General features: G+C 56.7%; 13 protein-coding genes. 1 reads left to right on the forward strand and 12 read right to left on the reverse strand.

Translation table 11 applies throughout. The annotated features are described in order from the left end of the window. Window positions 1–19 precede the first annotated feature (19 nt). The 8 genes from AB5Y71_RS07075 to tapM all read right to left on the reverse strand — a co-directional run bounded on the left by AB5Y71_RS07075 (window position 20) and on the right by tapM (window position 8,392). Entirely contained in the window at window positions 20–1,600 is a 1,581-nt protein-coding gene (locus tag AB5Y71_RS07075) for an SPOR domain-containing protein (RefSeq protein ID WP_368171278.1), read from the reverse strand. Then, entirely contained in the window at window positions 1,590–2,672 is a 1,083-nt protein-coding gene (gene aroB / locus AB5Y71_RS07080; protein WP_021229792.1) for a 3-dehydroquinate synthase, read from the reverse strand. The genes AB5Y71_RS07075 and aroB overlap by 11 nt, the downstream gene beginning before the upstream one ends. Window positions 2,673–2,686: 14 nt before the next feature. Next, window positions 2,687–3,205 (reverse strand): shikimate kinase AroK, encoded by a 519-nt coding sequence (gene aroK, locus AB5Y71_RS07085; protein ID WP_005335014.1) that lies wholly within the window; start codon window positions 3,203–3,205, stop codon window positions 2,687–2,689. Between the two features lie 191 nt (window positions 3,206–3,396). Beyond that, window positions 3,397–5,622: a type IV pilus secretin PilQ family protein gene (pilQ, locus tag AB5Y71_RS07090; protein ID WP_139438895.1), complete on the reverse strand. Its 2,226-nt coding sequence runs from the start codon at window positions 5,620–5,622 to the stop codon at window positions 3,397–3,399. Between the two features lie 16 nt (window positions 5,623–5,638). After that, a complete protein-coding gene (locus AB5Y71_RS07095; RefSeq protein WP_005335020.1) occupies window positions 5,639–6,172 on the reverse strand; it encodes a pilus assembly protein PilP in 534 nt (177 codons plus the stop codon). Continuing rightward, on the reverse strand, window positions 6,169–6,768 hold the full coding sequence (gene tapO, locus AB5Y71_RS07100; RefSeq protein ID WP_181223882.1) for a PilO family type IV pilus biogenesis protein TapO: 600 nt from the start codon (window positions 6,766–6,768) through the stop codon (window positions 6,169–6,171). Before tapO ends, AB5Y71_RS07095 begins: the two co-directional genes overlap by 4 nt. After that, window positions 6,765–7,343 carry a PilN family type IV pilus biogenesis protein TapN gene (gene tapN, locus AB5Y71_RS07105; protein WP_005353997.1) on the reverse strand — a complete coding sequence of 193 codons (579 nt, stop codon included), beginning with the start codon at window positions 7,341–7,343 and terminating at the stop codon, window positions 6,765–6,767. The genes tapO and tapN overlap by 4 nt, the downstream gene beginning before the upstream one ends. Then, complete coding sequence (gene tapM, locus AB5Y71_RS07110; protein ID WP_270817668.1) at window positions 7,331–8,392, reverse strand: PilM family type IVa pilus assembly protein TapM; 1,062 nt, start codon at window positions 8,390–8,392, stop codon at window positions 7,331–7,333. Before tapM ends, tapN begins: the two co-directional genes overlap by 13 nt. Before the next feature lie 300 nt (window positions 8,393–8,692). On the opposite strand from tapM, the gene AB5Y71_RS07115 reads away from it, so the two are divergent. Then, a complete protein-coding gene (locus tag AB5Y71_RS07115; RefSeq protein ID WP_368171279.1) occupies window positions 8,693–11,164 on the forward strand; it encodes a penicillin-binding protein 1A in 2,472 nt (823 codons plus the stop codon). A 49-nt stretch (window positions 11,165–11,213) separates the two neighbouring features. On the opposite strand, the gene oxyR is transcribed toward AB5Y71_RS07115, so the two are convergent. From oxyR to AB5Y71_RS07135, 4 genes are all read right to left on the reverse strand, one after another. Further along, entirely contained in the window at window positions 11,214–12,113 is a 900-nt protein-coding gene (oxyR, locus tag AB5Y71_RS07120; protein WP_021229787.1) for a DNA-binding transcriptional regulator OxyR, read from the reverse strand. Window positions 12,114–12,270: 157 nt separating this feature from the next. Beyond that, window positions 12,271–13,911, reverse strand: a complete 1,641-nt coding sequence (locus AB5Y71_RS07125) for a methyl-accepting chemotaxis protein (RefSeq protein WP_236367806.1) — start codon at window positions 13,909–13,911, stop codon at window positions 12,271–12,273. Window positions 13,912–14,083: 172 nt separating this feature from the next. After that, entirely contained in the window at window positions 14,084–14,728 is a 645-nt protein-coding gene (locus AB5Y71_RS07130) for a DsbA family protein (RefSeq protein WP_041235102.1), read from the reverse strand. Between the two features lie 75 nt (window positions 14,729–14,803). Further along, window positions 14,804–15,664, reverse strand: a complete 861-nt coding sequence (locus AB5Y71_RS07135; protein WP_005335035.1) for a Vmh family MBL fold metallo-hydrolase — start codon at window positions 15,662–15,664, stop codon at window positions 14,804–14,806. Window positions 15,665–15,773: the final 109 nt, after the last annotated feature.

Here is a 15,773-nt window from a genome sequence, read left to right on the forward strand (position 1 = left end):
CCCTTATCCGGTATCAAGGCTATTGCTTCAGCTCTTTTTGTACCTGTGCAAACGACTTGGGCCAGGGCTGGCCTTTCAGCAAGGCTGGCGGAAGCTTGCGAATGGCACTCTTGGCTTGGGTCAAACCGGCATAATCCCCTTGCAGCACCACGTACCAAGGGCTGCCACGGAATTTGGTCTGATAGACCCATACCTTGCCCGCCAAACCATGCTCGGCGACAAATTGATCCACCGCCTTGGTGTTGCTCGCCCCCATCAGCTGAACGCTGTAGTGATTGCGCGGCTTCTTGTTCAAGGTGGCGACCGGTGTCAGGGCCACTTTGGGTGCTGGCGCGGCAACCGGCTCGTTGCTGGCTGTTTTTGTGGTGGCTGCAGGCGTTGCGGTTGTCACCGGGTTCTGTACCTTGCTAGTGCTGGCCGGCGCCGTGGTTACGATTGCACCACTGGGGGCTGTGCCACTCGGGTTCTTGCCAGTCAGCTCGTCCACCACGTCAGTAGGCAGTGCGCCGCTCACCTTGGGTTCGGTCATCAGCTTTTGCACGACCTCGTCAGAGATCACCACCCGACGCCCTTCGTAATTGGTTGATTCAGTGGTCACAGTTTCGCTCTCCACCGATTTGGGCAGCACTTTCGCCTCCGGCTGCCAATCTTTCACAACCCCGTTTGGATTGCTGGCTGCATCACTGTTTTGAGCGCCTTGTGCAGCGGAATCTGTATTCGAACCGCCAGCGGTGAGGGGATCGCCTCCCGCTACCGGGATCGGCAATGCCGTGTTCTGCGCAGGATCCTGCAGCGCCGGTTTGCTTTCATTGTCAAACAGCGCAGGCAGCAGGTAGCTCAACGCCAGCAGCCCGCCAGCGACCAACGCGATAGCGGTGGCAATCTTCTTGACAGGCAACTCCGCCTGACGCTTCTTGGGCCTTCTGTCGGTCATGATATCCTCCAGTAACTGCATGATGGTGGACGGATGTCCGTTCGCCGTTTTCAGGATCTCCTCCACTTGCGGCTTGGGCAAGAGGGTCGTCGGGATCTTGAGCTCTTTGGCTTTTTCATACAAGAAGATGCGCTGCTCGGGCGGGCTCAGTGGCGGCACTTCCAGCTCAAGGGCTGGCATGGCACGCCCTTTGAGCTGCGGTCGTTGGGTACGACACCAGACGTCACTGCCCGAGACGATAATGGCCAGCTGATGGGGCGCCGCCAGGGTATCGTTATGACGGATGATCGCCCACAACTCTCCCAGCAATTCGGCTGGCAACTGATCAGCCCGCTCTATCAGCAGCAGCAGGGTGGCAGGCTTGCTCCCCTCCAGCATGCGAAAGAAGCTCTCTGCCAGCGCATCCTGTGGATTGAACAGCGGGCGCGCCACCACCTGTGGTAGCAACAGCTGACGCACATCCACCATCTTCATGGCAGGTGTACCAATCAGGCTTACCACCCGCACTTTTTCAGGCAACACGCCGAGCAGGGATTCGCACAGGGTACCGCGACCACAACCGGGTTTACCGGAGAGAAAAATGAAAGGGTGATTGAATTCAATCAGATGCAGCAGCCGGTCAACCAGCTGCCGCTGGGAAGGAAGTTTTAGCAGTTTATTCGTCACGACCAGACTCGATCACCGCCAGCAACTCGGCATCGGACACATCCCCCACCACCTGCGCATGGCCGATGCCAACCGGCAACACCAGACGCAGCTTGCCTTCCAGCACCTTCTTGTCACGGCGCATATGGCGAATAAAGGCGGCGAAATCCATCTCGGCAGGCGCATGAATGGGCAGATTGGCGGCCAGCAGCAGAGCGCGCACACGCGCAACGTCCGCTTCGCTCATATCGCCACGGGCCTGCGCAGTCCAGGCTGCCAGCATGGTGCCGGCGGATACTGCTTCACCGTGCAGCCAGTTGCCATACCCCTGCTCGGCCTCGATGGCATGACCAAAGGTGTGACCCAGATTGAGCAGCGCACGGACGCCGTGCTCGGTCTCATCTTGACCGACCACATCGGCTTTGATCTCGCAGCAGCGTTTGATGGCGTAGGCCAGCGCGGCAGGTTCCAGCTGTTGCAGACGCACCATGTTCTGCTCCAGCCAGCTGAAGAAATCAGCATCCCAAATGATGCCGTACTTGATCACCTCGGCCATCCCTGCGGCAAATTCGCGGGCTGGCAAGGTACTCAGACATTCGGTATCGATAACAACTTGTTTGGGCTGATAAAAAGCCCCAATCATGTTCTTGCCGAGGGGGTGGTTGACAGCGGTTTTACCGCCAACAGAGGAGTCAACCTGGGAGAGCAGGGTGGTCGGGATCTGGATAAAAGGAATGCCACGTTGATAGCTTGCTGCCGCAAAGCCCACCACATCCCCGATCACGCCGCCCCCCAGAGCGATCAGTGTCGTATCGCGCCCATGGTTGGTTTCAAGCAGAGCAGACATGATCTGCTCAAAGGTCGCCAGGTTCTTGTATGCCTCACCGTCAGGCAGGATCAGGTGTTCAACCTGAAAACCCGACAGCAGAGCGGTTACCCGTTCAAGATAAAGCGGAGCAACGACCGTGTTGGTCACTATCATCACCCGCTTGCCCTTGATGGTCGATACCAGCGCCTCGGGGCGCTGCAACAACCCGGCAGCTATCTCGATGGGATAGCTGCGTTCACCCAGTTCGACCTTCAACCGTTCCATGGACGTCCTCTAGATTACATACCGATCAGCTTTACAATTTGATTGGCAACGATTTTTGCGCTCTGGTCATCAGTGTGCACAACAAAGTCGGCAACCTCTTCATACAGGGCATTGCGCTCTTGTGCCAGACGTTCCAGCACTTCGCGTGCCGGTTCTTCGGTCTGTAGCAGAGGGCGGCGTTTGTCTCGCTGTGTGCGCGCCAGCTGCTTTTCGATAGTGGTTTCGAGGTAGACCACGATGCCACGAGCAGACAACTTGTTGCGGGTTTCGCGACTCTTGATGGCACCGCCACCCGTCGCCAGCACGATACCCTGCTGCTCTGACAATTCGCCGATCACCTTCTCTTCGCGAATCCGGAAACCTTCTTCGCCTTCAACATCGAACACCCAGCCGATATCAGCACCACTGCGGCGCTCAATCTCATGATCTGAGTCGAAAAACTCCATATGCAGTTGTTCTGCCAGATGTCTACCTATGGTGCTCTTGCCCGCACCCATGGGACCTATCAGGAAAATATTGCGTTTCTCAGCCATGTCTTTTCGTTAGTAATTACAAACTGTACGACCCCGATGAATACTGGATCGGGGTACCTATGAACCTTATCTTGCGATGGATCAGGAGGGGGATTATCTCAATAGATATCGGGACTGGCAACCGCAGCCCTTACGCCCCAGCCTCATTGGGGCGTAAGGTTATATGTGTTTTACCCTCACATGTAAAGCATTCAGAAGGCGTCGGTGACTATCTTGGGCGTCACGAAAATCAGCAACTCCCGCTTTTTGTTCTCGCTGGTGGTCTTGCGGAACAAGGCCCCCAATCCGGGAATATCACCCAGCAGCGGCACCTTGGTCACATCGCTCTTGATGGTCTGCTGATAAATGCCGCCCAACACCAGGGTCTCGCCATTGTTAACCAACACCTGAGTGGTGATGGACTGGGCGTTGATGGAAACCGCATCACCGGTACCGGTCGGTACCGTTTCACCCTTGGTATCCTGGGTCACGGTCAGGTCGAGAATCACCCGATTGTCAGGGGTGATCTGCGGAGTAACCTTCAGGCTCAATACCGCCTTCTTGAAGGTAACCGAGGTAGCGCCACTGGAAGAGGACTCCACATAGGGGATCTCGGTACCCTGCTCGATCAGCGCCGGTTTCTGGTTCGCCGTGGTCACGCGCGGACTGGCGATAATCTCGGCTTTGCTCTCTTTTTCCAGCGCCGACAACTCGAGATCCAACAAGGTGCCATCAGCCAAACGGGCAACCTGGAAGGCCAAAGTACCGGCCGCATTGGTCACCGGCAGATTGACGTTCAACCGATCGTCTGCTGTCGGTCTGGTAATTGTCGAGCCACCATTGTTGTTACCAGAGCCATCATTCCCCGCTATGGAACCGGACGTACTGTTGCCATGACCATCGTTTTTGGTCACTCCCCACCGCACCCCGAGCGCTTCATCAAAGCCGTCATCAATGGTCACCATCCGCGCCTCGATAACCACCTGCTTGACCGGAATATCGAGAATATCGAGCATCCGTTTGATGCTGCTGATGACATCGGCGGTATCTTTGACCACCAGCACGTTGGTTCGCTCGTCCACGCTCACCGCACCACGGGGTGACAGCAACTTGGTACTTTCGGAAGAGAGCAGGGCCGCCACTTCCGAGGCCTTGGCATAGTTTATCTGCAGATATTCGGTATAGAGCTGCGCCAAATCTGCAACCTGATTGCGGCTCTCAAGTTGCTGCTTCTCGCGTGTTGCGATCTCTTCCGCCGGTGCCACCAGCAGAATGTTGTTGTCCAGTCGTTTATCCAGACCCCGCACTTTCAAAATAATGTCGAGCGCCTGCTCCCACGGCACCCCATCCAGACGCAGGGTAATATTGCCTGCTACCGAATCTGTGGTTACCAAGTTAAGGTTGTTGAAATCGGCGATCAGCTGCAACACGGTCCGGACTGGAATATCCTGGAAGTTCAATGAGATGGGCTTGCCCTGATACTGCTTGGATGCCGTGGCCGTCGTCCGCTTTTTCACCTCGATAATGAAGAGCTTGTCTGCCTGATCGTAACGGTAATCAAACTGACCATTGATCGACAGTTCAAACAGGGTATCGCTCCCCTGCCGGGATACTTCAACCTGTGAGACCGGCGTTGCAAAATCCTGCACATTGATCAGATTAAGCAAACCATCCGGCACCCGAGTACCATGAAACTTGGCCAGTACGGTCTGGCCTCGGCTGCTCACATCGACGGCAGCCGAGCTGTTATCCAGCGTGACCAGAAACTCCCCCTGGCCATCCTTGCCACGACGAAAATCCACACCGGTAACTGAGTTGAAATAGGCGCCGCCCCCACTGCTCTGATAGTTGTTGAGCACCGGCTTGCTGGCAGGATGTGTGGCTACCGGCGTTGTCACGGGCGCAACAGGCATAGACCGGGCAACGACCTGAGGATTGAGCAGCGCCGAAGGAGAGGGTGTGGCCACCATCGCAGAGGGCGCTGGCACAGGAGTAGCCGAGGGTGCGGGTGCAATCAGGGCGCTCTCACCATTGATGAGCCCGGAAGAGGCCCCCTCGCCCAATGACACCAGTAATTTGTTCCCCTGTTGCTGCACCTGATAGGGAGCAAGCTGATCGAGTGCGATCTTGATATCAAGACCTGCGCCCTTACCCTCAACCTTGATATTATCTACCCCCAAGCGCTGGATCGGCAGCGGGTTCACTTTCAGCGCCCCTACTGCACCGGGAACATGCAACAACAGCTGATTGGGTTGGTAAGAGAGACGATCGGTAAAGCCCGTGACCGGCTCACTAAAACTGAGCTCGACCAGCAATTGATCGGCCAGCAGCGGATTGACCTTGATCTCCTGCAGGGTTGCCACTGCCCACGCCTGACTGAGGGCGCTGGCGCAAAACAGCAAAGCCACTTTGGATACACTCTCTATTGTTGTTCTCATTGCTGTTCGTCCCTGATTATTGTTTTTCTTGCACATTGGCCATCGCCAACTGGGTTTCTCTTGTTACCCAGCACCCCTTCCCGTCCGGAATGGTTTCCAGCAAATCCACGGCAGTGTCTGTGATCTTGATGACCCGACCCTGATCAAGCCCCATATACTGGTTAAGTCCGACCCGCATCGATTTGCCATCCGGGGTGCTGATCAAGGCCCACAACTGGCCAGCCTTGCCCAAAGAACCATGCATCGACAGACTGGCCAGCGAATAATTTTCCAGCACCTCTTTCTCACGATCCATCAGGGTCTGTGCACAATCCGGCTGGGCCTTGGCAGTACTTGTACTTCCGACCGTCGCCTCAGGCTGAGGAACCATGAAGGGGCTGCGCAACTCGCGTTGCTGGTAGTGCATGGGGGCAAAAGGCTTCAGCTCGGGCAAGGGCTCGATAGGTATGGGCGGCCTTGCTTTGGTCTGGGCTACATAGCTATCCATATCCTCCTGGCCACCACAGGCCGCCAGCAAGAGAGCAGGCAACAACCAGCAGATGCGTCTCATTGTTTCGGCTCCACTGTTTTACCGTTGTACTTGTAGGTCTTAGCCAGCATCGACATCGAAATCAACTCCCCTGCATCCTTGCTCTGGCCCAGAGTGAAGGAGTCAAGGATGACGATACGGGGCAAGGCGGCCATGTCAGCGGTGAACTTGCCAATTTCATGGTAAGTGCCCACGACTTCGATACGCATTGGTAGCTCGGTTGAAAACTCGTGCTTTACCTCGGGTTCCCAGTTGATCCGGTTCAATTTCAAGCCGTTGTCGGTAGCAATAAAGCTGATATCGTCCAGCAGACCGGCGACCTCATGGGTATTGGGCAACTGCTTGAGCTGGGTATCAACCAGTTGCTCAAGCTGAACCATTTGCGCCTTGTATGCCCCCAGGTTGGCAGCCAGCATCGCCTTGCTTTCAAACTGGGCTTTCAGTTCGGTCTCTTTCCCCGCTTCCTGAGTCAAACTGGTCAGTGAGTTGGCAATCACGTAGTAGTAGATGGCGCCGCCGGTCAACACGCAGCAGAAAAAGATGAAGACCCCTTTTGCCCATTTTGGCCAGCTTGCTATGTCATTGATATCCAACTCGTTGAGTTGCTGAAGGTTCATTGTTGCTCCTTGGCCACATTCCCTGCAGCCGCAGCATTGTTGGCGATCAGGAACATCATGGAAAACTGGCTCAATGACACTGGCGCAACATCAGCCGCAAAAATAGTGCTTATCTTTGCCTGACCCAGCCAGCCGGAACCATCAATCCGCCGCATCATGCTGGCCACCCGACCATAGGCTTCGGTCTTGCCATTTACATCAATAATATTGTTCTGCATCGAGAGGGTGTTGAGGTAAACCCCGTTGGGCACCAATGAAGGCAGCTGATTGAAGAGGCGGACGGGCACATTGCGGCGCATCTGCAACTGCTCGATGAGCTGCATCCGATCGATCAGTTCCTTGCGACGCTCTTTGAGCAGACGGATCTCCCCCAGCTGGGCATCCAGAATAGTCATCTCCTGAACCAGCCTCTGGTTGCGCTGCTGCTGGGCGACGATCTGGCGATCAACCAGCCAGTTGGCAAAAAATCCCAACGCGACCGTGGCCAGCACAAAAATCCCCAGCAAGGCCCCGAACTGTTTCTTTTGGCGCTGGGCCCGGGCTTCACGCCAGGGTAGAAGGTTTATATTTGACATGGTGTGAAACTCCTCAGAGCCAACCCGAATGCCGTCATATATTTAGCACCATGTACCAGCTCGGCCTCCCCTTTCGGTTTGCCAAACAGGGCGAACAGATCCGGGTGCAACACCTCGCAATTGACCTCTTCTTTTACCTGCACCAACAAACCGGGTAGCAGACTGCCTCCCCCCGTCAGCACCAGTTTTGCGATGTCGCGATAACCGGATGAACTGCAAAACAGCTGGATATTGCGCCGCACTTGCTGCAACAGCGAGTTGATGTGGGGCATCAGCACATCCAGCTCATGGTCAACAGGCAAGGTACCTTTGGTTTTAGCCTGCTCAGCTTCATCCAGCGTCATGCCATAAAAGGAGGAGAGCGCCTGGCTGTATTGATCGCCACCGAAGTTCTGCAAGCGGGAGTAGATCACCTCCCCCTTGACCAGCGCCGCAAAGGTCATGGCACTGGCGCCAATGTCGATCACCCCGATCGGCCGTTCACTCTCCTGCAATTCGGGCAGACAAGCCACCACGGCACGGCCCAGCGCATGGGAGCCCACATCCACCACCTTGACGGCAATACCGGCTTCGGCAAGGGCGCTGACCCGGCCGTTGACACTCTCGGTGCGGGCTGCGCTCAGCAGCACATCTTGACGATCTTCGCTATTGTTGGTGCTCAGTACCTCAAAATCGAGACTCACTTCATCGAGGGGGAAAGGAATGATCTGCTCGGCCTCCAGTTGCACCTGATTCTCCAGCTCCTTGTCGCTGAGGCGGGCATCAATCTGGATCACCTTGGTTATCACGTTGGAGCCGGTCACCGCAGTGGCGGCATAGTCGCTGTGAGCTGGGATCAGGCGCTTGAGAGTCTTGAGAGATTGGCTGACGCGCTCGATATCCTGCAATTGATAGTCAACCAGCGTCCCTTTCGGGGTGGCAATATCGGCGACAGATTCGAGATGAAGCTTGCCGGGTCGGCCACTGAGGGTAACGGCCTTGATGGTCTGGCTGCCGAAATCAATGCCCACCAGAGGGAGGAGGGATCCCTTGTTAAAAAGCCCAAACATATACACATCCATGCGTTATTTGGTTTTATTCCTGAACAGAGTGTAGGACACCCGATCAGAGGAGTGCTTCACTCATCCTAAATGCTCTAACTATCAATGTCATAAAGTTTATGCCGAAAAGTGACCCATCTCGCTTTCTTCATGGCAAGTGGCCCTCCTTGGTTATTGCTCCCCGTAGTGCTAACCTCTCGCATCCTTTTGAGGTGGGTGGCTCGCCACAGGAAAACCTCGAATTCCCGATGGCAAAAGGGCTATACTCTGCGCCCGTTGGCTAATTTTAAGACGATTGGTAGTTCTTCCATGCTGAAATGGCTCGTTCGCCTGTTTATTGTCATGATGCTGGGTGCAGTGCTGGGTGTTGCCAGCCTCATCGGTATCTACTTCTATATCAAACCCCAACTGCCCGATGTCACCGCACTGCGTGACGTCAAACTGGCAACCCCGATGCGGGTTTACAGCCGGGATGGGGAGTTGATCGCCCAATATGGCGAAATTCGTCGCATTCCGCTGCGTCTGGACGAAATTCCGCAACCCATGATCGATGCCGTACTGGCGACCGAAGATGCACGTTTTTATGAGCACCCGGGCATTGACCCGATTGGTATCATTCGAGCCGCATCCGTCTGGGCTGTCTCCGGCCATGCCCGTCAGGGTGCCAGTACCATCACCCAGCAGGTTGCCCGCAACTTCTTCCTGAGCAATGAGAAGACCATCATCCGCAAGATCAAGGAGGTCTTCCTGGCCTGGCGGATCGAGCAGAATCTCTCAAAAGATGAGATCCTCGAACTCTACCTCAACAAGATCCCCCTCGGTTATCGCTCCTTCGGGATCGGTGCTGCGGCACAGGTTTACTTTGGTAAAGAGGTCAAGGATCTGGGACTGGACGAGATCGCCATCATTGCCGGTCTGCCGAAAGCCCCCTCCATGCTCAACCCCATTCGCTCCCCCGAGCGCGCCTTTGCGCGCCGCAACGTGGTGCTGGGCCGGATGCTGGAAACCGGCAAGATCACCCAGGCCCAGTTTGACGAAGCGTCCAAAATGCCGATCAAGGCCCGTTTTCACGGCGCCGAAGTGACCCTGCACGCCCCCTATCTCGGTGAAATGGTGCGCCAGAAGATGGTCGAGCAGTTCGGTGAAGATGCCTACACCATGGGCCTGCACGTCTACACTACCGTCTCTGCCGAACGTCAGCGGGCAGCAAGACAGGCACTGCTAGATGGCGTTTTTGCCTATGACATGCGCCATGGCTATCGTGGCCCGACGACTCAGTTGTGGAAGGCAGGCGAGACAGCCTGGGATTACGAGCAGATCGTCGCTCACCTTGGCAAGCAGCCCACTTATGATCCGCTGATGGCGGCGGTCGTGACCAAGCTCGGTGATCGCAGCGCCACGCTGGTACTGAAGAATGGCAAGGAAGCAGAGCTCGGCTGGAATGGCATCAAATGGGCTCGCTCCTTTATTACCGACGACCGTCAGAGCTATGCCCCTAAATCGGCGCGCGATGTGCTGAAAGTCGGCGCCCAGATCTGGGTGCGGGAAGAGGGCGAAGAGTTGCTGCTGGCCCAAATCCCGGACGTCAACGCCGCGCTGGTTGCCATGAACCCGAAAAATGGCGCGCTGGAAGCAGTGGTTGGCGGCTTCAGCTTCGAACTATCCAAATTCAACCGGGTCGATCAGGCGCGTCGCCAGATCGGTTCCAATATCAAGCCTTTCCTCTATGCGACCGCGCTGGAGCATGGCTACACCCTGGCGTCGCTCATCAACGATGCGCCGATCAACCAGTGGGATCCGTCAAAAGGGCCCATGTGGCAGCCCAAGAACTCCCCGGCCGTTTATGATGGCCCCACCCCGCTGCGTCTGGGTCTGGCCAAGTCCAAGAACGTGATGTCGGTTCGACTGATGCGCGCCATCGGTCTGGATACCTATATCGACGGTCTGACCCGCTTTGGCTTCCCCCGCGACTTCATCTCTCCCCATGAGTCGCTGGCGCTGGGTGCTGCCGAATTCACCCCCCTCGAGGTAGTGCGTGGTTACTCGGTACTGGCCAACGGTGGCTTCCTGGTGACCCCATACTTCATCGACAAAGTGACCGACAGTCTGGAGAACACCCTCTATCAGGCCAATCCTGCTATTGCTTGCACCACCTGCGAACAGCAGGCCGCCCCCGAGCAGAGCACACTGCCGGAGCCAACTGTTGATGGAGCCGCACAAGATGGCACGCAGACCCCTCTCGCGCCAACCATCGCACCGCATACCATCAGTGCCCAGAGTGCGTTCCTGATCACCGACACCCTGAGCACAGCCATCTGGGGTGGCAACGGCTGGCGTGGTACCGGCTGGCGTGCAGCCCGCGACCTGAAACGTCACGACATCTCCGGTAAAACCGGTACCACCAACGAATCGCGGGATGCCTGGTTCTCCGGCTACACCCCGGACATCGTTGCTACCTCATGGATCGGTTTTGACAACCACCAGCGTGGCCTTGGCCGTGCCGAGTTTGGTGGTGGCGCCGCGCAGCCTATCTGGATCGACTTCATGAAAGTCGCCCTCAAAAAACTGCCGGAGCACAAAATGCCGGTTCCCGAAGGGATCATGACGGTGAAGATTGATAGCGAAACCGGCCTGCTGGCGACCAGTGGCGGCACCGACGAATACTTCAAGGAAGGGACCGAACCGACCCGCTACGCAGCACCGAGCTCGGATGGCAATCAGGTCTACGGCGGTGACAACCCCGATGTGGAAGGGCCTGTCTCAACCGACGATATCTTCTAAGCTGCTCTCGCGGCAGAAGCAAAACCGGCAGCCTTGGCTGCCGGTTTTTTTATTGGGCCAACTGCTTGGTCATCAGCGTGGCGATCGAGGCGGCCAACTCGTTGAAACAGGGGCGACGCACCGAGTAGTGACGATAGAGCAGCGAGATGGTACGCCCCGGCACAGGGTCAACCACAGGTCGATAGCTCACCCCTCCCTCATCATGATCGGCAGGTACGGCCAACTTTGGCACCAAAGTCATGCCGCTACCGGCGGCCACCATGTTGCGCAGGGTCTCCAGACTGGTCCCCTTGAAGCGTTGATCCTCACCTATCCCGCCGGCGAAACAGAATCCCATCGCCTGATCCCGCAAACAGTGGCCATCGGCCAGCATCAGCAATTTCTTGCCCTTAAGATTACCAAGCGGCACCTGTCTGGCCTGTGCTTCGGGGTGATGGCAAGGCACCGCCAACCACATCGGCTCATGATAGAGCTGGATTGAACCAAACCCTTCCATCCCCGGCATCTCGGCCAGAATGACGCAATCCAGCTCCCCCTCTTCCAGCCGTTTGAGCAGGGTTTGGGTCTGCTCCTCATAGAGGTAGAACTCCAGCTGGGGAAAACGCTCACGCAGGGTCTGGATAATGCGGGGCAACAGGTAGGGGCCCACGGTCGGAATAAAACCGATATGGATCTCCCCGGACATCGGCTCGGAGAAGTGCTGACCGATGCTCTTTAGCTCACGCACCTCCTTGAGCACCCGACGCGCCTGATGGGCCATGGCATCGCCAGCCGGAGTAAACAGCACCTTGCGCGAGGTACGTTCGATCAGAATGACCCCGAGTTCATCCTCCAGCTTTCGCAGCTGGCCGCTCAGGGTGGGTTGACTGACAAAGCAGCGTTCAGCGGCTTTGCGAAAATGTTTTTCCTCATCCAGCGCCACCAGATATTCGAGATCGCGAAGATTCATACAGCAAGAGTCCTGCCTGGAAAATGGGCCATCAGCATGCACAATATCGTCCGGCGGGACAAGTCATCCGCTCGCGGTGAACCTCTCCGGCTGCCCCTCCAAAACAGAAAAAGCCCGATCACCTTGCGGCAATCGGGCTGTTTGACTCACCGAGGGATTACACCCTGAAACGGCGCACCATATCTTGCAGTTGGGTAGCCAGATGGTTCAGCTCGTTGCACGCCTGAGCCATCTGGGTGGCACCGGCGGCCACCTCTTCGGAAGCGTGGCTGATATTGACCACGTTGCGGTTGAGCTCCTCGCTCACCGCGCCCTGCTCTTCGGTGGCCGTTGCAATCTGGATGTTCATGTGGGAGATGCTGCTGACCGAGCCACTGATCTGGGAGATAGACTCGCCCGCTTCCCGCGCGGTAGCAACCGTGGTGTTCATCAGCTCCTGACTCTGTTGCATGGTACTGCCCGCCTGTTCGGCACGCTGCTGCAACTCGGCAATGATGGTATTGATCTGGGAGGTGGAGTCCTGAGTGCGCTTGGCCAGAGTACGCACCTCATCCGCCACCACCGCAAACCCCCGCCCCTGCTCACCGGCACGGGCCGCTTCAATGGCGGCGTTCAATGCCAGCAGATTGGTCTGTTCGGCAATGCCGCGGATCACCTCCAGCACCATGCCGATATTGCGGCTGTCATCGCCCAGTTGGCGGATCACCACCGCGGTACTCTCGATGGCACCGGCGACCCGTTCAATACGTTGAATGGAGTCATTCACCGTTTGCGCACCAAGTTCGGCCGTCTCACTGGCCGAGGTGGCAGCACTGGCCGCATCACTAGTATTGCGAGAAACCTCCTGCACCGTAGCCTGCATCTCGTTCATCGCCGTCGCCAGCTGGTTCAGCTCATGTTGCTGAGCATTCATATTGTTGGCTGACTGGCTGGCAACAGAGCTGATCTCCTCCACTGCGGAACTCAGTTGCACCACAGAGCCCGACACTTCACTCACCAGAGTGCGCAGATTGGTCTGCATTTCACCAAACCCTTTGGCAAGGGTTCCCAGTTCATCATTGTTGAACTGCTGCATATCGATGCGGGAGGTGAGATCACCAGAGGAGACCCGCCGGGTCTGTTCCAGCAACGCCATCACCGGATTGCGGATCTGACCGGTCAGCAGCCAGGCAATTGCCACAACAAAACCCAGCGTCACCAGACTGACAATGACGCTCATGGTTCTGGCACTGCTGTAGAGCGCCTCCACATCTTTTGTCATCTGGGCCGCAATCTCGTTATTGATTTCCCGCAGGCGGAAGGATTTTGCTCCCACCTCCTCCAGCGCGACCCGGGTTTCGTTTTTGCGCAGACTTCTGACTCGCTCCAGATCGCCAGCAGCGAAGGCGCTCAACAGTTGGTCATGCACCGCAAAATACTTGGCCCCCGCCGCAACCACCTGCTCATAAACCTGTTTCTCTTCACCTGTAGTGAAAGCTAAAGCACCGTATTTTTGGGCTGCTTGCTCAAATTCCTGCCTGGCCTTATTGAAGGTCAGGGTGCGATCGCTTACCTCTTGATCATCCTTGTTCAGACCACCGATGACCTGGGCCAGCTCTGAGCGGCGCGCATCCAGAATGGCAACATGCATCTGGCTGGCATAGCGGGTTGACGGCAGCAGGTTGTCAGTGATGGTTTCGGTATCACCATAGAGCTTTGCCAACTGGCTGATGGAGAACCAGGCCAAGCCCAGTACCAGCAGTGCCAGGATGGCGAATCCGGCACTCAGTTTCTGGCCGATAGACATGTTTTTGAACATATGGGGGCTTCCTTGAAATGAGTCTGCACTCCCGCAACATCCGCCGGGAATGGTCACATAGAGCATAGTCTGCAAGCAGAAAGTCGAAGGCTTTCATATCGCTTCTGCATACAGGAATATCGGCCCGTTCACTCCACTTCTAAAGAGACCTTGTCCGTTCACATTCTAATAACTATTCCATCAACTCAAGAAGATGCTGACGCAACCCGGCAGGATCGCCCAAAAAGTCAGCCACTCGAACAGCACTCACCTTACCGTTGTGCATCAACCCAAGGGTGGGATAACCCTGACCGCCCAGCCGTTTCATCCAGCCCTGGCTATCTGCCAGATGTTGCAGCAAGGGGGCCTGCAGATAAGCTTGTTGGAATTCCTCGGCTGAAATCCCCTGCTCTGCCGCCAGCGTGGCGAGAAATGCCGGCTCACCAATCCAGATCCCGTCCCGATAGTGGGATTGCTGGATCCGGTGCAACATGACCAGCCCATCGCCCCCCAACGCCGTGACGGCCAAAACCGCACGGATCGGCGGCTCGGAGTCCAGCAGACAGCCTTCCCGCAGCAGCAGTTCGTTAAAGTAGCGTTCGCCAAAATGCTGGCCGGTCAGCGCTTCGATCCGCTGATCATGGGGGCGCACATAATCACGCAATGCCTCGCCCATCGGCTGACGGCGGCTACCCATCCAGAGGCCGCCCGCATGCAGCTCGATCTTGAGTCCGGCAATGGTGGCTGCCGCCTGCAACAGGGGGGCGGCACCGTAGCACCAGCCACAGAGCGGGTCATAGACATAATGGAGGGTGGTTTGTTGTTCGCTCATCTTCATTCTCACTTCAATCTCGGATAAAAAACCGGGCCCTTAGGCCCGGTAAAAAAACACAGGGAAAGCAGGCTCAGTGGCTTACCACTTCATCTCGCCGGTATTGACCTTGGCACCGATGGCCAGACCATCGTCAACCGGCAGTGCCGGATAGGCCTTCTTCAAAGCCTCAATCAGCTCACCGGAGTTTTTCGCCTTGGCCAGCTCCTGTTCGAAACGCTCTACATAGTCACGGGTAAAGGTCACAGCAGCAGTGCCTTTGGGAGCAGTCCCCAGGAAGTGGCCCGGTACCACGCGCTCGGGTTTCAGGGCCAGCAGGTTGTCCAGCGCCTTGACCCAGTTACTGCGGGCCGCCTTGGTCTGGCTGTCCGCCATCCAGACATGCACCCCGTGGTAGACCGGTACACCACCAAAAGCAGTCTTGATGGAAGGGGCCCAGAGGTAGGCATTCGGGGTGTTCATCTCTTTGATCTCAATCTTCTCGCCATCCAGCGTCAGGTGGCTGGCGGTCATCACTTGCGGCACGGTCAGGCTCTTCGGTGCGCCCTTGCCGAGGATCGGGCTCCAATAGCTCAGCTTGGCATCCTTGGTCTGGTTGATGTGGTCAACCACGTGTTGATCGGCCAGCACTTTGACATCCGGGAACGCCGCCATGACCGGCTCCAGACCGAAGTAGAAGTCGGGGTCACCGGCACTGATATAGACAGTGGTCAGCTTCTTGCCACTCTTCTTGATCATGTCGACCAGTGCCTGACCATTCTGCACGTCGAATTGGGCATCGATCAGGATGGCCTCTTTGTCACCGGTCACCAGTGAGGAGGAGACCGGGAAGATCGCCTTCTCGCCAGGGTTGTAGACGGTCACGCTCAGGGGGGCGGCCAGTGCGGCGCCACTCAGCAGGGTGGTCGCCAGAGTCAGGTTGCGGATCAGGGTGTTGTTCATCATCTATTCCTCATTAAGTATTCGGGGGTTCATTTGATGGACACAGTGTATTAGATCACTTAAGGTGCAAATACAGCATAAAAAGCGCATCACTGTTGCACATATCGAA

Source organism: Aeromonas sp. R9-2 (assembly GCF_040908025.1).
Classification (GTDB): Bacteria; Pseudomonadota; Gammaproteobacteria; order Enterobacterales; family Aeromonadaceae; genus Aeromonas; species Aeromonas veronii.

Bases quoted from the DNA above. Each gene is read 5' to 3' on its own strand.
- aroB (WP_021229792.1), bottom strand. From the start codon at position 2,672: ATGGAACGGTTGAAGGTCGAACTGGGTGAACGCAGCTATCCCATCGAG.
- aroK (WP_005335014.1), bottom strand. From the start codon at position 3,205: ATGGCTGAGAAACGCAATATTTTCCTGATAGGTCCCATGGGTGCGGGC.
- pilQ (WP_139438895.1), bottom strand. From the start codon at position 5,622: ATGAGAACAACAATAGAGAGTGTATCCAAAGTGGCTTTGCTGTTTTGC.
- AB5Y71_RS07095 (WP_005335020.1), bottom strand. From the start codon at position 6,172: ATGAGACGCATCTGCTGGTTGTTGCCTGCTCTCTTGCTGGCGGCCTGT.
- tapO (WP_181223882.1), bottom strand. From the start codon at position 6,768: ATGAACCTTCAGCAACTCAACGAGTTGGATATCAATGACATAGCAAGC.
- tapN (WP_005353997.1), bottom strand. From the start codon at position 7,343: ATGTCAAATATAAACCTTCTACCCTGGCGTGAAGCCCGGGCCCAGCGC.
- tapM (WP_270817668.1), bottom strand. From the start codon at position 8,392: ATGTTTGGGCTTTTTAACAAGGGATCCCTCCTCCCTCTGGTGGGCATT.
- AB5Y71_RS07115 (WP_368171279.1), top strand. From the start codon at position 8,693: ATGCTGAAATGGCTCGTTCGCCTGTTTATTGTCATGATGCTGGGTGCA.
- oxyR (WP_021229787.1), bottom strand. From the start codon at position 12,113: ATGAATCTTCGCGATCTCGAATATCTGGTGGCGCTGGATGAGGAAAAA.
- AB5Y71_RS07125 (WP_236367806.1), bottom strand. From the start codon at position 13,911: ATGTTCAAAAACATGTCTATCGGCCAGAAACTGAGTGCCGGATTCGCC.
- AB5Y71_RS07130 (WP_041235102.1), bottom strand. From the start codon at position 14,728: ATGAAGATGAGCGAACAACAAACCACCCTCCATTATGTCTATGACCCG.
- AB5Y71_RS07135 (WP_005335035.1), bottom strand. From the start codon at position 15,664: ATGAACAACACCCTGATCCGCAACCTGACTCTGGCGACCACCCTGCTG.